The sequence below is a fragment of the Marinobacter sp. genome, from assembly GCF_039977835.1.
Lineage (GTDB): Bacteria > Pseudomonadota > Gammaproteobacteria > Pseudomonadales > Oleiphilaceae > Marinobacter.
The window spans coordinates 66,975-85,272 of sequence record NZ_JBDWCL010000027.1 but is presented as its reverse complement, the minus strand read 5'-3'; the positions used below and the strand labels follow the sequence as shown (position 1 = coordinate 85,272).

Annotated in this window: 15 protein-coding genes; 4 read left to right on the top strand and 11 right to left on the bottom strand. The window is 54.8% G+C overall.

Annotation, left to right across the window (positions count from 1 at the left end; all coding sequences use genetic code 11):
• The first annotated feature begins 64 nt into the window (after positions 1 to 64).
• Entirely contained in the window at positions 65 to 898 is an 834-nt protein-coding gene (locus ABJM11_RS08460) for an outer membrane protein assembly factor BamD (RefSeq protein WP_348296934.1), read from the top strand.
• On the opposite strand, the gene ABJM11_RS08455 is transcribed toward ABJM11_RS08460, so the two are convergent.
• Positions 899 to 2,563 (bottom strand): NAD+ synthase, encoded by a 1,665-nt coding sequence (locus ABJM11_RS08455; RefSeq protein ID WP_348296933.1) that lies wholly within the window; start codon positions 2,561 to 2,563, stop codon positions 899 to 901.
• Positions 2,564 to 2,648: 85 nt separating this feature from the next.
• Here ABJM11_RS08455 and ABJM11_RS08450 point away from each other — a divergent pair, with 85 nt between their 5' ends.
• From ABJM11_RS08450 to ABJM11_RS22490, 3 genes are all read left to right on the top strand, one after another.
• Positions 2,649 to 4,298 carry an ATP-binding protein gene (locus ABJM11_RS08450; RefSeq protein ID WP_348296932.1) on the top strand — a complete coding sequence of 550 codons (1,650 nt, stop codon included), beginning with the start codon at positions 2,649 to 2,651 and terminating at the stop codon, positions 4,296 to 4,298.
• Between the two features lie 52 nt (positions 4,299 to 4,350).
• Positions 4,351 to 5,739 (top strand): sigma-54 dependent transcriptional regulator, encoded by a 1,389-nt coding sequence (locus ABJM11_RS08445; protein WP_348296931.1) that lies wholly within the window; start codon positions 4,351 to 4,353, stop codon positions 5,737 to 5,739.
• A gap of 117 nt (positions 5,740 to 5,856) precedes the next feature.
• Positions 5,857 to 6,423 carry a GspH/FimT family pseudopilin gene (locus ABJM11_RS22490; protein WP_407069981.1) on the top strand — a complete coding sequence of 189 codons (567 nt, stop codon included), beginning with the start codon at positions 5,857 to 5,859 and terminating at the stop codon, positions 6,421 to 6,423.
• A 28-nt stretch (positions 6,424 to 6,451) separates the two neighbouring features.
• On the opposite strand, the gene ABJM11_RS08440 is transcribed toward ABJM11_RS22490, so the two are convergent.
• From ABJM11_RS08440 to ileS, 10 genes are all read right to left on the bottom strand, one after another.
• A complete protein-coding gene (locus ABJM11_RS08440) occupies positions 6,452 to 6,883 on the bottom strand; it encodes a type IV pilin protein (protein WP_348296930.1) in 432 nt (143 codons plus the stop codon).
• 66 nt (positions 6,884 to 6,949) lie between these two features.
• The gene (locus tag ABJM11_RS08435; protein ID WP_348296929.1) at positions 6,950 to 10,567 is read right to left on the bottom strand and encodes a PilC/PilY family type IV pilus protein; all 3,618 of its coding nucleotides are present in this window, start codon (positions 10,565 to 10,567) and stop codon (positions 6,950 to 6,952) included.
• Positions 10,568 to 10,609: 42 nt separating this feature from the next.
• Positions 10,610 to 11,086, bottom strand: a complete 477-nt coding sequence (locus tag ABJM11_RS08430) for a PilX N-terminal domain-containing pilus assembly protein (protein ID WP_348296928.1) — start codon at positions 11,084 to 11,086, stop codon at positions 10,610 to 10,612.
• A gap of 4 nt (positions 11,087 to 11,090) precedes the next feature.
• The gene (locus tag ABJM11_RS08425) at positions 11,091 to 12,200 is read right to left on the bottom strand and encodes a PilW family protein (protein ID WP_348296927.1); all 1,110 of its coding nucleotides are present in this window, start codon (positions 12,198 to 12,200) and stop codon (positions 11,091 to 11,093) included.
• A 1-nt stretch (position 12,201) separates the two neighbouring features.
• Entirely contained in the window at positions 12,202 to 12,666 is a 465-nt protein-coding gene (gene pilV, locus ABJM11_RS08420; protein WP_348296926.1) for a type IV pilus modification protein PilV, read from the bottom strand.
• 11 nt (positions 12,667 to 12,677) lie between these two features.
• Positions 12,678 to 13,178 (bottom strand): GspH/FimT family pseudopilin, encoded by a 501-nt coding sequence (locus ABJM11_RS08415; protein ID WP_348296925.1) that lies wholly within the window; start codon positions 13,176 to 13,178, stop codon positions 12,678 to 12,680.
• A gap of 151 nt (positions 13,179 to 13,329) precedes the next feature.
• Entirely contained in the window at positions 13,330 to 14,283 is a 954-nt protein-coding gene (gene ispH / locus ABJM11_RS08410; RefSeq protein ID WP_348296924.1) for a 4-hydroxy-3-methylbut-2-enyl diphosphate reductase, read from the bottom strand.
• A gap of 173 nt (positions 14,284 to 14,456) precedes the next feature.
• On the bottom strand, positions 14,457 to 14,909 hold the full coding sequence (gene fkpB, locus ABJM11_RS08405; RefSeq protein WP_348296923.1) for an FKBP-type peptidyl-prolyl cis-trans isomerase: 453 nt from the start codon (positions 14,907 to 14,909) through the stop codon (positions 14,457 to 14,459).
• Between the two features lie 25 nt (positions 14,910 to 14,934).
• Positions 14,935 to 15,441 (bottom strand): signal peptidase II, encoded by a 507-nt coding sequence (lspA, locus tag ABJM11_RS08400; protein ID WP_348296922.1) that lies wholly within the window; start codon positions 15,439 to 15,441, stop codon positions 14,935 to 14,937.
• 25 nt (positions 15,442 to 15,466) lie between these two features.
• Positions 15,467 to 18,286 carry an isoleucine--tRNA ligase gene (gene ileS / locus ABJM11_RS08395; RefSeq protein WP_348296921.1) on the bottom strand — a complete coding sequence of 940 codons (2,820 nt, stop codon included), beginning with the start codon at positions 18,284 to 18,286 and terminating at the stop codon, positions 15,467 to 15,469.
• Between the last annotated feature and the right edge of the window lie 12 nt (positions 18,287 to 18,298).

The window sequence follows — 18,298 nt, the reverse complement described above, 5'->3', positions numbered from 1 at the left end:
AGGAAGCAGATCCCCGTTACAATGGCCCACCATTCGAATTTTCGCCATTATACGGGATTCCGGCATGAGAACAGTTGTTCGATTACTGCTAGTGACTATCACAGCGCTGATGATCGGTGCGTGTGCCTCAAACCAGCAGGAAGAAGTGCTGCCGGAAGAAACCTATTACGAGAATGCCCGGGATGCAATGAACTCAGGCAACTTCAACGAAGCGGAGCGGAACCTCGATTTCCTCGAGACCTACTATCCGTTCGGCCGCTATGCGGAACAGGCCCAACTGGACCTGATTTATGCCCGCTACCAGAATCTGGATCTGGAGGGCGCCCGCGCGGCGGCGGATCGTTTCCTGCGCCTGAATCCCCAAAGCGATCACGCCGATTACGCTCTCTATATGCGCGGCCTGGCATCCTACAATCTGGACATCGGCCTTGCGGCAAGATACTTCCCGATTGACGTTGCAGCGAGAGATCCGGGGGAACAGCGCCAGGCGTTCCGTGACTTCTCAGAACTGCTCAACCGTTACCCCTCCAGCAAGTACGCTCCCGATGCCCGCCAGCGCATGATTGCCATCCGCAACCGTCTGGCCGAGCTGGAGCTCTTTGCCGCCCGCTACTACATCAGCCGCGAAGCCTATATTGCTGCCAACAACCGGGCGCGTTTTATCGTGGAAAACTACTCCACCACGCCTTCTGTGGAAGAAGCGATGATCATTATGGCCGAGACTTTCCGCTTCATGGACCTTAAAAAAGCCTCAGCCGATGCCGTCGCCATGCTGCAGGATAATTTTCCGGAAAGTACCGCTTTCAATGACGATGGCGAATTTCAGGCCGACGTCCTCAAGCGCAAGGACCGCTCATTGTCCAGCGTCGTCACCTTCGGCCTCATGGGTGATGAATAATCAGTTGCCGCTTTTCCAGCCATTGGTAATGGGATAGCGGCGGTCCTTGCCAAACCCTCGCTCGGTAATCCTTACACCGATGGGCGCCTGCCTGCGCTTGTATTCGTTGATGTCCACCAGACGCACAACCCTGTCCACATCCGCACGGTCAAAGCCCTGCGCAACGATAGCGTCCGCACTCAGATCACGCTCTACGTAAAGGTTGAGTATCTGGTCGAGCACATCGTAACCCGGCAGGCTGTCCTCGTCTTTCTGATCCGGCGCCAGTTCCGCTGACGGTGGGCGCGTGATGACTCGCTCCGGGATAACCTGCGAAACGCTATTGCGATACCAGGCAAGACGGAACACGAGGGTTTTCGGAACGTCCTTGAGTACATCAAACCCCCCGGCCATATCGCCGTACAACGTCGAGTACCCTACCGCCATTTCACTTTTATTGCCGGTTGTCAGCACCAGTGAGCCAAACTTGTTGGACAGCGACATCAGCAATACGCCCCGCAGTCTTGCTTGCAGGTTTTCCTCGGTGGTATCCGGGCTGGTGCCTTCGAACGGGGCAGCCAGGGTTTCCATGAAGGCATCGTACATTGGCTCTATGGAGAACACATCGTACTGAACGCCCAGGGCAATCGCTTCCGCCTCAGCGTCTTCAATGCTCATACCAGAGGTATACCGGAAGGGCATCATCACCGCTCGCACCCGGTCGGCCCCCAGCGCATCAACCGCGATGGCAACCGTCACTGCCGAATCAATGCCCCCGGACAGACCAAGAACCACTGACTTGAATCCGTTTTTGTTGACGTAGTCCCGCACACCCAGCACCAGTGCCCTGTAGACGTTTTTCTCCAGAGACGGCTCGGTGATAGCCGGCTGGACAATCGGCTGACAGTGGTGCTCGCAGATGAACTCCACCGGATAGAGCCCCTCGCTGAATTGAGGCGCCTCTGCCGCAAGCGCACCTGAATGGTCGTAGACCATTGAACCGCCGTCGAAGACCAGCTCGTCCTGACCGCCTACCAGATTGACATAGGCGATACTGACCCGGTTCTGGCACGCCTTGCGCTCGATCAATGCCTTGCGGCGATTCTGCTTGTCGATGTCGTAGGGTGACGCATTCAGGTTGATGATGAGCTTCGCACCCGCGGCGGCGGCGTCTTCCACCGGGCCATCACTCCAGATGTCTTCACACACAGTGATACCCACGGGCACTCCGCGGATATCCATCACCAGGGTATCGGCGCCATCGGCGAAATAACGCTTTTCATCGAAAACCTGATAGTTGGGCGGAAACCGCTTGAAATAGCGGCCGGTTACTTTCCCGCCATCAATAACCACGGCGGCGTTATACAACAGCGCGCCCTCCCTGACGGGTGCCCCTACAACAATAGCAGGGCCAAGGTCAGCGTTACGCAGCGACTCAAAAGCTTCGGCCATACGCACATCCATGCTTGGACGCAGCAGGAGGTCCTCTGGCGGGTAACCGGTCAGGCAAAGCTCAGGAAACACCACCAGATCGGCCTGATGTTCCGCGCCCGCACGCCGGGTCGCCTCAATCACCTTGCCGGTATTGCCGGGAATATCACCCACCAGGAAATCAAGCTGCGCCATGACCACTCTCAGCTTTCCGGGCCCCTGACCGCAGGGTGATTCATCCTTTTGCACGGACATAACGCAGCTCCTGTAACTCATTGCCATTAAAAGGCTATTATAACCCCGCTGAGCATAAGAATTCTCCCGGGATACCCATCGGATTATGGCAAAAACATCGACAACTGATCTTCATCCGACCGCGGACGCCCCTCCGGCCACCCAGGTGGGCAGACTCTTCCGTATCTACAATCATTACCGGGTGGTGGTCAGTATTATCCTGGTAGGGCTGCTGTTCGTTGATCCGATCAACTTCGATTCCCGTTTCCGGGCCATGGATTACTACCAGGCCGGTGTTGTCACCTATCTGGCCATCAACGGCTTTATCACACTGATAATGCTGGCAGGCTTCCAACCGCGAAGCCGGCATATCACCGTATCGATCCTGATGGACATCCTGGTCCTCCACGCACTTTTGCTAACGAGTACCGGCATTACCAACGGCCTGGCCAATCTGGTGATCGTCTCCGTGGCGGCCGGAAATATCCTGACGCCCACCCGAATTGGCACTTTCTATGCCGCGCTTGGTGCGATCTGCTCCCTTGGCATTTCTACCTGGTCCGTCATGGTATTCGGGAGCTCGGCCGATGAAATTGTCCGGGCTGGTTCGTTGGGCATCCTCTACTTCGCAGCCGCCTTTATACTGCAGTACATTTCCCGGCGCATGCTGCGCAGTGAGGCACTTGCCAGTTCCCGGGCCCGCAGCATCGCCGAACTGGAACAGATCAACCGCCAGATCATCCAGCGCATGCGCACGGGCATTCTTGTTCTGGACCGGTTCGGGCATATCCGCCTTGCCAACGCCGCGGCCGAAGAGCTGCTATTTGGGATCGCCGGTGAAGACGCCAGCCCCCTGCCCAGCCGGGGACGGACCCTGCCCCAACCATTGCGCCTGGGTCTCGAGGCCTGGCTGAAAGACCCAAGCCGCAGAACCGACCCGTTTCAGGCAACACCTACCTCGCCAATGGTGCAGGTGAATTTTACCCAGCTTGACCAGCAACGGGGAGACCAGATTCTGGTTTTCATTGATGACATGAGCAAAGTGACGCAGCAGGCCCAACAGATGAAACTGGCTTCCCTGGGCCGGCTGACCGCGGGCATCGCCCACGAAATCCGCAATCCGCTTGGGGCCATCAGCCACGCGTCCCAGCTCATGGGGGAATCCCCTAACCTTGAGGATGGCGATCGAAGAATGCTGGATATCATTGAACGGCATTCCCGACGGGTCAACGGCATCATTGAAAACGTTCTGGACCTGTCCCGGCGCCGCGCCGCAAATTCCGACCTCGTCGATGTAAATCACTGGCTTTCAGCATTTCGTGACGATTACCTCCAGACCCAGGATAATGACCATCAGGGGGCTGCAGATATCGGTTTGAGAGCAGAAGCCAACCTGCCCCAGGCCCGCTTCGATGTGAGCCAGATCGAACAGGTTATGGTGAACCTTTGCGACAACGGACTACGCTACAGCGAGCAGGCCACCGGCCAACGGAGGATCGAACTCTACGCCGGGGCCACGGCTGACGGCGAGAGATCCTATGTGGACGTTCGCGACTTTGGCCCCGGCATTGCTCCGGAGCATCGGGTATCGGTTTTTGAGCCCTTTTTCACAACTGACAAAAGCGGGACGGGCCTTGGCCTTTATCTGGCACGGGAACTGTGCGAGGCTAACCAGGCTCACCTGTCTCTGGTAGATAACAACCAATCCGGCTGTTGTTTCCGCATTACGTTTGCCCACCACGGGCGAATGATATGACCATCCGGAAGCCCGGTAGCCTGAGCAACGACACGGAACCGACAACAATCCAATGACCACTCACACAGCGCTGATCGTAGACGACGAACCCGATATCCGGGATCTTCTTGAAATTACCCTGACCCGAATGGGTATTCACACGCTGACCGCGCCGGATATCACCAGCGCCAAAAAGCTTCTGGGTGAGCACCGGCCACAGCTCTGCCTGACCGACATGAACCTGCCGGATGGCAATGGCATCGAGCTGGTGCAGTGGATCCAGCACCACACCCCCTGCACCCCGGTGGCTGTCATCACCGCCTACGGCAACATGGACACCGCCATCGAATCTCTCAAAGCCGGCGCGTTCGACTTTGTTTCCAAGCCCGTTGAGCTGCCGCGTCTGCGGGAACTCGTTAACAGCGCCCTGAAACTCTCAGAACCGGAATCCGATGTCGAAACCGCCACTGATGAGCCAGGCCTGTTGCTGGGAAACTCAGCTGAAATCAAACGCCTCAGGAATCAGGTGCGCAAACTGGCCCGCAGCCAGGCACCGGTTTTCATCAGTGGCGAATCGGGTAGTGGCAAGGAGCTTGTGGCCCGCATGATTCATCTGCAGGGGCCGCGCCGTGACCATCCCTTCATTGCAGTGAACTGCGGCGCCATCCCCTCTGAATTGATGGAAAGCGAATTTTTCGGTCACAAGAAAGGCAGCTTTACCGGCGCAGTTGATAACAAGGATGGCCTGTTCCGGTCAGCTGATGGTGGCACCCTGTTTCTCGATGAAGTTGCTGACCTGCCACTGGCCATGCAGGTAAAACTGCTAAGAGCGATCCAGGAGAAGGCCGTCCGGCCAGTGGGTGATACCAGGGAGGTGCCGGTAGATATTCGCCTGCTCAGCGCCACCCACAAAGACTTGCCGGGGCTTGTTCAGGAAGGCAACTTTCGCCAGGACCTGTTCTATCGCATCAATGTCATTGAGCTTCCGGTACCGGCGCTGAGGGACCGGCCGGATGACATCAGCCTACTGGCGAACCATATCCTCGAACGCATTGCCCGGGAATACGAATGCGAACCCGCATCGCTAACCCCCGATGCGATTGAACGCCTGAAAGATCATGACTTCCCCGGCAACGTCCGTGAGCTGGAGAATATTCTGGAGCGCGCCTTTACCCTCTGCGATGCCGACCTGATCGGGCCGGAAGACTTGCACATAGGTAACGGCCCGGCTGCTACAGGGCTATCCGCTTCAAGCAACGCGGGCAGTGCGGCTACAGAACAGGATTCGTTGACCCTCCCCGAAGGCGAAATTGATCTGGAGAACTACCTGGAATCCATTGAACGGCAGGCCATCGAGAAAGCTCTTGAGGCCACCCGCTGGAACAAGACGGCGGCGGCCAAGCGACTAGGGATCAGTTTCCGGGCATTGCGGTATCGGTTGAAGAAGTTGGGGATGGAGTGACGCCGCCTCAAACATCAACAGATCAAATAAACCTGCTATTAATAAAATGTTCGTATGAGGTAAACTAAGGAAGTAGAGCAGGATGCTCTATGTAATTCATTAATTCAAGGATGAAAAATGATACGCCCTGAAAGCGAGAGCGGCCTAACTCTCATCGAACTATGTGTTGCCCTGACCATTTTATCCATCGTGACTTTTGCAGCAACTTCCTACTCTCTCGATTTCATAAAAACCAAGAGGGGACAGCATGCAATACAAAGCGTCTATCAGTTATTCAAGCTAGCAAGGAGTGAGGCAATTACCAGTGGCTCTATTGTCACGATTTGCCCCCTTGACGCTGCTAACCGTTGCGGAAACTCTTGGGATCTAGAGCTTTCTGTTTTCCGAGACCCGGATAACAGTCGGTCGCTAACAAATGACGAGATAACCCTAAAGCAGATAAAAGCCCCTTCGGCAGGTACTCTCCAGCCTGCCCCGAATAATCGAAGGTATTTTCAGTTCGGCCCTTTAGGAGAAGCGAAGGGCACATTGGGCAACGTGACCTACTGCCCCCCAAACCCCCACGAGAAGCACCTTATACGGCAATTGATCATGAACTTTGCGGGACGCGTGAGATTTGCCCAAGACATGGATGGCGACAATATTGTCGACAAAAGTGACGGCACAACCATCTCGTGTAGCTAAAACCGTTCACATCATATCTTTAAGAACGTCACCAGCAATCTGCATCGCCGGATTCACTGGTCCTTACGCCTGACTCATCAATACGCAGCCAGCCACAATCATCATTCGTCTGGCCTCCAGCTGGGGTTGCTTGCAGGACAAAAGTAGTCCTGCCAACAGCTCCCTGGAATCCGTAGTTATAGAACACCGCTGCACCTTGTCTGGGTTGGGTGGTAAAAGGTAGGGCAGGTGCATTACCTCCTGCATCCCTATAGTCGTAGCCGTTCGTATACCTACGTTCCATGAACTGTGCCAATTCAAGCAAATCTCCCTGTGCTGTGGTTCGCCGAGTGGACTCGACATATTGCTGATAGCTCGGCACTGCAATAGCGGCAATTATGCCAATAATGGCCACAACGATCATAAGCTCAATAAGAGTAAACCCGCGTGCCGATTTCATTAACTGCGTTTTTCTAAACATCTGAAATAGCCACCTATATGAATGACATAGAACACTCTAACTACACGCTATTTCGCGGCACCTGAATTAACGTAACTCTTCCCAGTTTTGCCGCCCAAAATTGTATCCCTCTGCATCCCCGCATGCAGGCCCCTCACAGGGAGGCTCCCCCCCGTCGCCATCTCCATCGTCGCCATCGGGGTCATCGGGATCGGGCGTCGGATCGACAGGACCCTCGTAATCATCAGATAGCTCCTCAATCACCGAGTCTACAAATAGGTCTGTTCGATTATCGAGAACTACTCGGATTTCTTCCCCTGACACCACTCCTTTAATACCGTTCACGACTTCTGATCCAGAAGCATCGGCGGTACCGAATTTGCCGTCCCGGTTAAGATCGAATACAGCGTCATCAGTCTGTCCGCCGGTGGACAAGTCAATATCCATCAGATAACCGTCGCGACCACCACCGCAATCGTTATTATCTGGAATCAGTGTGCTGAATCGCACCCTTTTCACCGGAAACCCTGACGGAAATGACGCACGACTGATAACCCGCTCTCCGGACGAGGTATCGAGATCCACATACCAGCCCTCGTCCGTGGCTCCCAGTGTATTATCTGATATGACACGCACGTCTACTGATTCAGTTGACACCACCCCATCTCTATCAACCTGATAATTGGTCTGTGTTTGGGTAGTTATTTCCTGTTCCAGCAGATCGTCGCGACCAACATTGCTGGCCGAGCCATCATCGAAAATGCCATAGAGGCTTTGAACCTGATTGTCCCCACTGTCGGTTACACGGAAATAGGATCCTGTGCCAAATACCACAACAAGTTCGCCAGGCCCCCCGTTTGGGTCAAGAGCCAGTGAAGGAGCGGCAGTAATCGGCTGACGTGTGCCATCAGTCGATTCTGCGGTGAAGAGTTTGTCCCTAGCACCATTCGAACTCATGTTGCCGGCTGTCAGGTCCACTCGCCATAGATTACCCAGTAGGTCTCCTGCGTAAGTAGCCTTCGCGATACCGCTACTCTGGTCGATAAGAACTACAGGGGTTGCCATGCCATTGGGCGTTGCGGAATCACCCTCACCGGTCTCTACTCGGGCAATCAATGAACCGTCCGCAATATCAACGATAAATATCGCAGACTCATTCGAATCACTATTGTAACCATTGCCAAAGATCGCCGCCCATTCTCCAGATGGCAACCGAGCAATCTGCGGCGCTTCAACTCCATACCCCAGCTCAGAATCAGTGAATTCCCAGAGCACGTCGCTCGCGCCAAAGTTCTCGGGATCACTTACATCAAGAGCATATACGGTCTTGCCACCGGCCCCCATCGTCCCGACCAGTATTGTTTTCCATTGGCCATTAATATAGACGTCACCAATCGTAGGTGTTCCGTCTACGAAGTAGCGATGACCATAGTCGGGATCAATCAGGGAATTGATTTGCGCGAAATCTGAGCCCTCAGCGGGTTCCAGCAGTTCACTCGGCATATAGGCTAGAAGTTCTTCACCGGTCAGGGAATCAAAGCCGTGCAGATAACCATCATTGGCACCCACATAAATTACGTCGGCGCGATCCTGATAATCCGAACTTGCACGATATGTCGCATAGGAGCTGCCTTCCACGCCTGGAAGGCGACGATGGCCGAAATTGGTCTTGCCAGCAAACTGGGGATCTGAACCGATAATGTCCCCTAGCAGGCGCAATCGATCCATGCCACCGTCGGACGGTGCATACATCCGATCCCTGAATCCGGCGTTTGCAGCGTTATCCCCACGCAGCCAATCGATACGATCCTGGCCGAGCCCGTCAACTGTGCCATCAAGGCCAGTATTCAGTGCATCCCGCTGAACCGAGGACAAGCTGCCGAGAGTATTCAGTGATGTCCCCGAGCCCGCCGAGGAAGTGAATATGTTGCGGCCGGCAGCCCCTTTGCTTTCGAGACCGTACTCTGCATCCCAAATCAGCCTGCCACGACCCCCTCCTGGTAGAATCTCCGCTGCTTGTAGCGCGCCGCTCCAGTCTGTACTCCGAAAGCCGGCGGAGAAACTCAGAGCATCTTCGCGCAACACGGCAGAGCTCGCTGCTGCAGAGGTTGACGATTCCTCCACACGGGACACGATATCAAACAGAACACTGGCAAGTTGGGTTGCGAACGTTTCGGGATCTGCGGCATTAAAGAATCCACCCCGGCCATTAACGGCAGCATGCAGCAAATCATCCACTTTCGCGGTATCATTGTTGGGGTTGGGCCAATCGATATTATCGCCAGTGCTGATTGCATTGAACGCTGAGGTTGGGTCTATGCTCCCTGTCACACCCAAACCGACCCCGAACGTTACCATATGCTGCCAGAACGCTGGATCAATATTTCCCTGCTTCTGACTTACCGGGACATCATTCGGCAAATCCTCACGGAGATCCCGTGCCCAGAAGTGCATGGCAACATCGGCCAGGGTATTGCTGTAGTCATCTTCAAATGGGGAGGCAGGTTCGTATTGGTAGTCGCCAATGCTGTCGCCGTCAGATCCATCAACATTCCCCAGGTCCGTTGACAATGAACCGCTGCGGTAACCATCTGTCATCAGAATCGTAAAGGATTGCCGGCACTCAAGGTGATCTGCGTTATTATTACCACCTGGTTCCGCAGCCCAGGGACCGGCATTATCAGAGCGCTCGTAGTATTTACCTGCTCGGTAAAGCGCGTTACGCAGAGGCGTGCCAGCGTTAGGAACTTCGTCAGTGTAAAGACGTGTAAAGAAATTCTCCCGATCGGTATCCTTAAACAATCGTACGCCATTTACTATTACTGACGTATTTACACCATCTACATCGCCAGAACCCTTGTTCAACCGACCATAACCAACCCGCATGCCCTCGGATTGCTCAGAAAAAGCGGCACCGATACCTGCTCTGGCAGATAAAGTTCGAGAACGGTGGTAGGAAAACCAGTTCGCAAAGTTCTGTGCCTCTTCTGCCACAGTTCGCGTAACACCATCGTGTACGAATTCAGTCACAGAAACCCGGTTACCCGAGCCCAGGTCTTTCACATACCCAGTCGAGCCCCTGATTTCGTATTCGAAATAACTATCCTTATCCCAAGGATCTGCAGTGGGTGATCGCAGCTTGTAATAAGTGATCGGCCAATAGTTTCGGTTATCGTTATATTCGTAATCCCCATCATCTTCGACCCAATCATCGTATGTTCGCTCTGAGATCAGGTTTAGTGTTCCCGATGCAGTTCGTCCGGGGAAATAATACGCCGCATTTGGTGTAGCATCAGGCCACTGCGACCTGTCGCCTTTGAACCAGGGTTCATAGGTTTGTGTAGGGTCATAGAAAAATGGATTATTGTCCGAGGAGCGAAAATACCGACTGTAACGATTGTTTTCACTAAAAGTGAAAATGTTGCGAGTATATATACCATCCCCGTACATGTTACTAACTGGAGGAAATAGATACTCTGTGGCTCGATCATCGTTTGTTTCGGGCATTTCGAACTGCATTGAGCCAGAATCATCGATAATGAACATGATGTTAGGAGCGACCGACCCACCCAGAAACGGGGGCACGTCCGCTATCTCCACCGGGGCAGCCAACGCGGAATTAACGGTTATCAGACTGAAAAGGCAACTAGCCACAGCAACACTGAGGCTCCTGGGAACTACGTTTCGAACAATTTTGTTTTTCATCACATCCCTCTCCTTCATAAAATTGAAGGTTGCTCTTTTCAGTTAAAGTGGTTGGGGCATAAACATGGATTGCAGAATGACCACGGATGTATCAGTACCGCCTTGCCCCCTTGATGTCACTGCAAATCGCTCAAAACACGGAGCTCCTGCCTGCAGGCCGGGACAAAAATCAGACACCCAGCCCGTATGGTATGAGGGATCAGCCGACAACTGATCATCATTCGCTGCGACAGTAACCCCTCCGTCCGCCGTGCCGTCCCAGCTCTCCGGGGTATCAAGTCGGTCACTGGTGATGGCGGTCCCCGCTGACCCAGCCAGCCAATTCTCTCCGACTCTGAGCGCGCGTTCACTTGCCTGGAAAGCAATATTTCTGTCGTGTAGATTGGACGCCATTCGCTCCTGCAGTATTGTGCCCTGCATACTGCCAACACCAATCAGCGAAATAAGCAGCAACATAATGAGCGAAACAATGAGAGCGCTGCCTGACTGTGAACATTGAGAGTAATCGTTAATATTCATGCCATTACTCCAAACGATTTCTTATACCAATGGTGGATACAGCAACCAGGCGGGCTCGACGGTCATTTTCTGAAGTGACCTCGGTACCTAACAGATTAAAAGTCCGGGTGACATTTTCACTGTTCGCACCATCATTGCTTCGTGCGAGAAATGCAACACGAACACTAACGACATCTTGCCAATTGCCCACATTGTCAGCTGTTACATAGGTGTCCGCCCGCTTCACGACGCCAGTAGACACTCCGTACAGAACCTGCATGGACTCCACACCCTCGACCATCTCCTGGGGACCTTCAGGCTCCGTGTCCAGGCGCTGGCGAAACAGAGCGGGAGCACCGGAAGCGCCAATACCTATGTAATAGGCCACCGTGCTATGTGCAGCGACTTTTGCCCCTCCTGCGTAGGACAAAGCAAAAGTCGAGGGGCTATTTCCGGGATCAAAACCAGAGCCGGCTATTGTGACCGAATTGGCTGTTGCCGTGTTCGCCTTCTGGAATAACTCGCCAGCAGAACAATCATCAGTCACAGCTAGGATTATTCTTCCCTGGGGAATGCCGGATTCATCGTCTATGTCGATTCGGCCACTTGAACTGCCCGTTACTTCAACTGGCAACGTCTCAATACTGTTCACAATGAGAATATCGGTACCGGCGACAACCTCTCCGGTCAACTCTGCTGGGAAGACGCCCGTTCCCGCGCCTTCAGACCAGCCGGAAGCATCAGCAGCCAACTCATCCTCGGCATCATGCTCAGCACCGATCCCGGTACCAGAAGCCTCCCATCCCAAAATACCGTCACCTAAGGGAACTACCCTGGTTCCCTGCAGCTTGATGGTAACGCCACTGGTGTCTTGCAGACACGCAAGCCCACCCGCTCCTCGTACATCTCGCTGAACCATTGAGGTTGCGAACCTGACATTCTCCTGTGCATGTGCAATGGCATCAGTCAACCGATAGGTTTGACTCGTCCCGAGATACACCTGAGTGGCCCCCAGGGTCAGAATGACGCCCAAGAGCAATGCAATCATCAACTCTATAAGAGAGAGACCAGCCATTCTTCTTCGGTTGGCGGGAAAACGTGTGCGTGAACCTGAGAGGGGAAGAAGCTTTACCATTTTATATTACCGTCCTGAGATTCACCGCAGTACCGTCAGGATCCTGTTTTACCCAGTCCACCGTCACGGTAACCTCTCCAGTCGCGTTGTTGACCGTCACCGCTGCCGAGCCTTCAGGCAGCAGACAAACAACAAGATTTGACCACTCCGCAATGTCGTTCGCACTGACCGAGGCCGCTGCATTGGGAGTAAAGTCGGTTGCGCAGGCCGTGTCATCAGGATCAACCTCAAGACCATCGTAATCTGCGCGGCTCGCCCTGTTTGCCCGGATTCTGTCCATCAGATCTGCGGTCAGTAACACCGCCTGAGTTCGCTGCTCTGCACCGTTGGTCATTTGACTTGACTGTACCTGCATGGCGGCCATACCAAGAAGGCCGACACCAAGAATAAGCACAGCCACTAGAACTTCGATCAGGGCGATACCGGCCTGTGCCTCCAGCCGTGCACAACAGTAGCCTTTTTTCATTCGTCCAACCCTCAATTACATGCCTGCAAATCAACTGATGCGCGCCCGGCAACCGATACTGATACGACTCTCATACGGTTGTCACCGGTGACACATCCGGGTGGCTCCAATTCAATCTGCACATTAGCCCCTGGTACAGACTGATACCCTCTCGCATCAAAGGTTATCCCTGCGACACCACCCTGGCTCACTGCCACCCCTTCCAAGGCAGGAAACTCACGGAGCATCAGAGCGTTATCTCGAGCATTCTGACAACCGTCAAGGCCACCGGAAATAACGCACCATCCATCAACAAAGCCACCCGGTTCGTTTTGAATTGACACAGGAATCCCCTGCTTTACCGCCTCGCTTCTCGCAAGATTGATGGCTCCCAACAACGTATTGGACTGGGTGGTTACGCGGCTATTCTCAATCAAATTCACAAACGAGGGCACTGCAAACGCGAGGATAATCGCCAGAACAGCAATTGTTATTAATAGTTCTATAAGAGTAAAACCTTTGGAATTCTGCATAGCTGGCCTCGACATTAAGCAGTTTCACAATATCGAACAACAATAAGCCACACTAGGTCGATACGACGAGTGGTATAAATATGAAGATAAGTGGCTGTTATAGGGAAAGGGTTGTGACCAAAGTCACACGTTGAAGTCACGCCAACGCCGCTTAGGACACCTCCACCACATCAATCCGCAACTCCCTGGGCATGGAGAACACAATATTCTCCTCACGGCCAGACACTTCCTCTGGCACAGAACCACCGAGATCCCTCAGCCTGGCGATCACATCATTTACCAGCACTTCGGGCGCCGAGGCACCAGCGGTTACGCCAATGGAGGTTCTACCCTCCAGCCATTGTGGATCTATTTGGGAGGCTTCGTCGATAAGATAGGCGGGGGTACCCATCCTCTCTGCCAGTTCCCGCAAACGATTGGAGTTGGAGCTGTTCGGGGAGCCCACCACCAGCATCAGGTCGCAGTCGCCCGCGAGCTGCTTCACCGCATCCTGACGGTTCTGGGTGGCGTAACAGATGTCATCCTTGCGGGGGCCTTGAATTTCCGGAAACTTCGCACGCAGGGCGTCGATGACACGGGCAGTATCATCCATGGACAGTGTGGTCTGGGTAACGTATGACAGCTTCGAGGGATCTTTTACAGCCAGTTCGGCAACGTCTTTCTCGTCTTCCACGAGATAGATTTCGCCGCCATTGCTGTGATCGTACTGCCCCATGGTGCCTTCCACTTCGGGGTGGCCATGGTGGCCGATCAGAATGCATTCACGCCCGTCACGGCTATATTTCATCACTTCCAGGTGAACCTTGGTCACCAGCGGACAGGTGGCGTCAAAAACCTTAAGACCCCGCCGGGCCGCCTCATTCTGAACGGCCTGGGAGACACCATGGGCGCTGAAAATCACCAGCTTGTCGTCCGGCACCTCTTCCAGTTCGTCGACAAAAATAGCCCCGCGCTCACGCAGGTTATCCACCACAAACTTGTTATGCACAACTTCATGACGCACATAAATCGGCGCACCAAACACGTCCAGGGCACGGTTCACGATTTCGATTGCGCGATCTACACCTGCACAAAAGCCACGAGGATTAGCGAGTCGGATTTGCATAGATTTGCCCTGAGATATCAAACAAGTTTGCGGAAGACTGCGGGAAGAGCTGTTCCGGGATCGTCAAAAACAGGGATGTTTTTGTCGAGCGTACACGGACGTATTCACAGCGTATCCCGGGACAGCTCTTCCCGCAGGCTGACATGCACCCAAGCTGCCAGGCCAAGATACGGTTAATGAGCAGCCCCAACAGGCTCCACATCAATAATTTCCACTTCAAACGTCAGTGTACGCCCCGCCAGAGGGTGATTAAAGTCCACCTCAACCTGATCACCCTCCACGCGCCTTACCACACCCGGAAGCTCGCTCTGGCGCGCATCCGCGAACGAAATCATCACGCCTTTTTCCAACACCATATCGGCGCTGAATTCACTGCGCTTGAAGGTCTGCACGTTGTTGGGATTATGCTGCCCGAAGGCCTTCTCCGGCGGCACTTCATAGCTATTACGCTCTCCGGCTTTCATGCCCATCAGGTAGGCCTCGAAATTCTCCGGCAGATTGTCGTCACCAATCTCCAGCGTCGCCGGCTCTTTCTCAAAGGTGGAATCAATGACTTCGCCATCACTGAACTTCAATGCGAAATGAAGAGTGACGCGGGTACCCTGATCTATCGGAAGTTCTTTCATTGGCAGCTATCGCTCCTGTCTTCCTTCACTCCGGATCACCGTCGGGCTCCCGGGGCTTGCGAAAAATGTCGACAATCATCATGCCCGCGCCAATAGTGATAGCAGTGTCGGCAATGTTAAAGGCGGGAAAGTGATAATCGTTCCAGTAAAAGTGCAGAAAGTCGACTACATAGCCATGAACAACACGGTCATACACGTTGCCCAGGGCGCCGCCTAGGATTAATACGATGGCAATAGCCGACCAGGTTTCATGGTGACGCAGGGACTTGAGCCAGAACACCAGTACCACACTGACCACCAGCGCCAGGGTAACAAAAAACCAGCGTTGCCAGCCTGCAGCACCCGCCAGAAAGCTGAAGGCAGCGCCGGTGTTATGCAGCAAGGTCAGGTTGAACATCGACATCACCGGTACCGGGTTGCCATAGCTGAGCATGGCGGTCGCCATGGCCTTGGTTCCGAGATCCAGCGCGATCACCAGTACCGCCAGCCAGAGCCAGCGGAGTTTGGAACCGGTTGCTTCCGCGTTGTTCATTATGCTTTCCACAGTCCGGCTTCCATCAGGCAAAGGAGCGGGTCTCGCCCTGCCCTTCCACGTTGGTTACACAGCGGCCACAGAGATCGCTGTACTGCTCGCTCTGGCCAACATCCGCCCGGTGGTGCCAGCAACGTTCGCACTTGGCATACCCTGCGGGAGCCACCTTCACCAGCAGACCCTCGTGAGAGGCCTGCTCAGCATCACCGGCTTCCGACATCGGTTTCACGGCCGCCTCGGAGGTAATCAGCACAAAGCGCAGCTCTTCGCCCAGGTAGTTCAGATCCTTTGCCAGATCGCCTTCGCAGAAAAGCGTAACCTCCGCGCTCAGGGAGCCCTTGATCTCGCCTCGGCCACGTGCCTCTTCCAGGCACTTGTTCACCGCTTCTTTAACACTGTAGATCCGGCTCCAGTATTCGCGGCCAAGTTCTACGTTGTCAGGCAGCGCGGTCAGCCCTTCATACCAGGTCTCATAGAACACGGTATCACCGCGCTTACCCGGCAGATGCTGCCAGATTTCATCAGCGGTAAAGCTCAGAATCGGCGCAATCCAGCGCACCAGTGCTTCCGCTACGTGGAACAGGGCGGTCTGGCAGGAGCGGCGCTCGCGGCTGTCGGCCTGGGTCGTGTACTGGCGGTCCTTGATGATGTCCAGATAGAAGCCACCCAGTGTCGCCTCGCAGAAGTTGTACACCTTCTGGTAGATACGCAGGAAGGCATAGTTCTGGTAGTCCTCATGCAGCTCTTCCTGAAGTCGCAGGGCCTTGTCCACCATCCAGCGGTCCAGGGCAATCATGTTTTCAGGAGCCACCGCGTGCTGCTCAGGGTTAAACCCGGTGAGGTTGCTGAGCAGGAAGCGGGCGGTGTTACGGATACGGCGATAACCATCCGCAGTCTGCTTAAGGATATCCTTTGATACCGTCATCTCACCGCTGTAATCGGTGGCAGACACCCACAGGCGCAGGATATCCGCGCCCAGTTCGTTCATGACTTCCTGGGGCGCGATCACATTACCCAGGGACTTGGACATCTTGCGACCTTTACCATCGACGGTGAAGCCGTGGGTCAGCACCTGTTTGTATGGCGCCACGCCGTTCATCGCGATGGAGGTCTTCAGGGATGACTGGAACCAGCCACGGTGCTGGTCAGAGCCCTCCAGGTACATATCCGCCGGGAACTGCCCAAGCTCCGCACGCGGGCGCAGCACAGATTCATGGGTTACGCCGGAATCAAACCACACATCCAGGGTGTCGGTAACCTTTTCATACTGGCCGGCATCGCTGCCCAGAAGGTCTGCAGTGTCGATGTCATACCAGGCGTCAATGCCGCCCTTCTCGATTTCTTTCGCCACTGCTTCAATCAGGTTCTGGGTATCCGGGTGCAGCTCCTGGGTTTCCTTGTGGATAAACAGGGTGATCGGCACGCCCCAGGTACGCTGGCGGGAGATGCACCAGTCCGGAGACTGTTTGAACATTGCCTCGATGCGGTTCTGGCCCCAGCCCGGTACCCATCGAACGCCCTTGATGGCTTCCAGGGCATCGTTTCGTAGATTTTCTTTTTCCATGCTGATAAACCACTGGGGCGTAGCGCGGTAGATCAGCGGTGTTTTGGTACGCCAGCAATGGGGGTAGCTGTGGCTGAACTTCTCAGCGCGAACCAGCTTGCCTTCGCGTTCCAGCGCTGAACACACCGGGTCGTCTGCCTTGTAGACGTGTACTCCGGCAAATTCGCCAGCCGCCTGGGTGTAGGTACCATCCGCCTTGACCAGGCTGATGGTGTCAATGCCGTAGGCCTTGCCCACTTCAAAGTCTTCAATGCCGTGGTCGGGGGCTGTATGAACGGCACCGGTACCGGCATCGGTGGACACATGGTCGCCCAGGACAAGCGGGACCTGCTTGTCGAAAACCGGGTGCCGCACGGCCAGCCTGTCCAGCTTTTCGCCCACCACTGTCGCCAGCACTTCAAAATCTTCGACCTCCCAGCGGGCCATGATGCTGTCGACCATTTCTGCGGCCACAATCAGGCGCTCCGTACCGTTACCGGTGTCTGTCTGTACCAGCGCGTATTCCAGCTCGGGGTGGATAGACACCGCCTGGTTGGCAGGAATGGTCCAGGGGGTGGTGGTCCAGATCACTACCGAGACATCACCCTGCCCTTTATTCGTGCTGAACAGGTCAAGCACCTTCTTCTGATCAACCGCGGTAAAGCGCACGTCAATCTGCACCGAAACCTTGTCCTGGTACTCCACTTCCGCCTCGGCCAGCGCAGACTGGCCAACCACGCTCCAGTAAACCGGCTTGAACCCGCGAACCAGGTGTCCCTTGGCGATGATCTTGCCCAGTGCCCGCACAATGCCGGCTTCCACTTTCGGGTCCATGGTCAGGTAGGGCTTCTCCCACTCTCCCATCACACCCAGGCGGATAAAATCGGCTTTCTGGCCTGCAATCTGTTTGGTGGCGTAATCACGACATGCCTGACGGAAGGTCTTGTAGTCCACCTTCACCCCGGCCTTGCCGATTTCCTGTTCGACTTTGTGCTCGATAGGCAGGCCGTGACAGTCCCAGCCAGGCACATAAGGGGCATCGTAGCCCATAAAGCTGCGGGACTTGACGATCATGTCCTTAAGAATCTTGTTCACCGCATGACCGATATGAATGCTGCCGTTGGCGTAAGGAGGGCCATCGTGAAGGATGAACTTCTCCCGGCCTTCGCGCTGCTGGCGCAGGGTGCCGTAGACATCCAGCTCCTGCCAGCGTTCGAGCATATCCGGCTCACGCTTGGCGAGGTTACCGCGCATTGGAAAGGCGGTTTCAGGCAGATTCAGAGTGTGCTTGTAGTCGCTCATGGTAATGGTGCG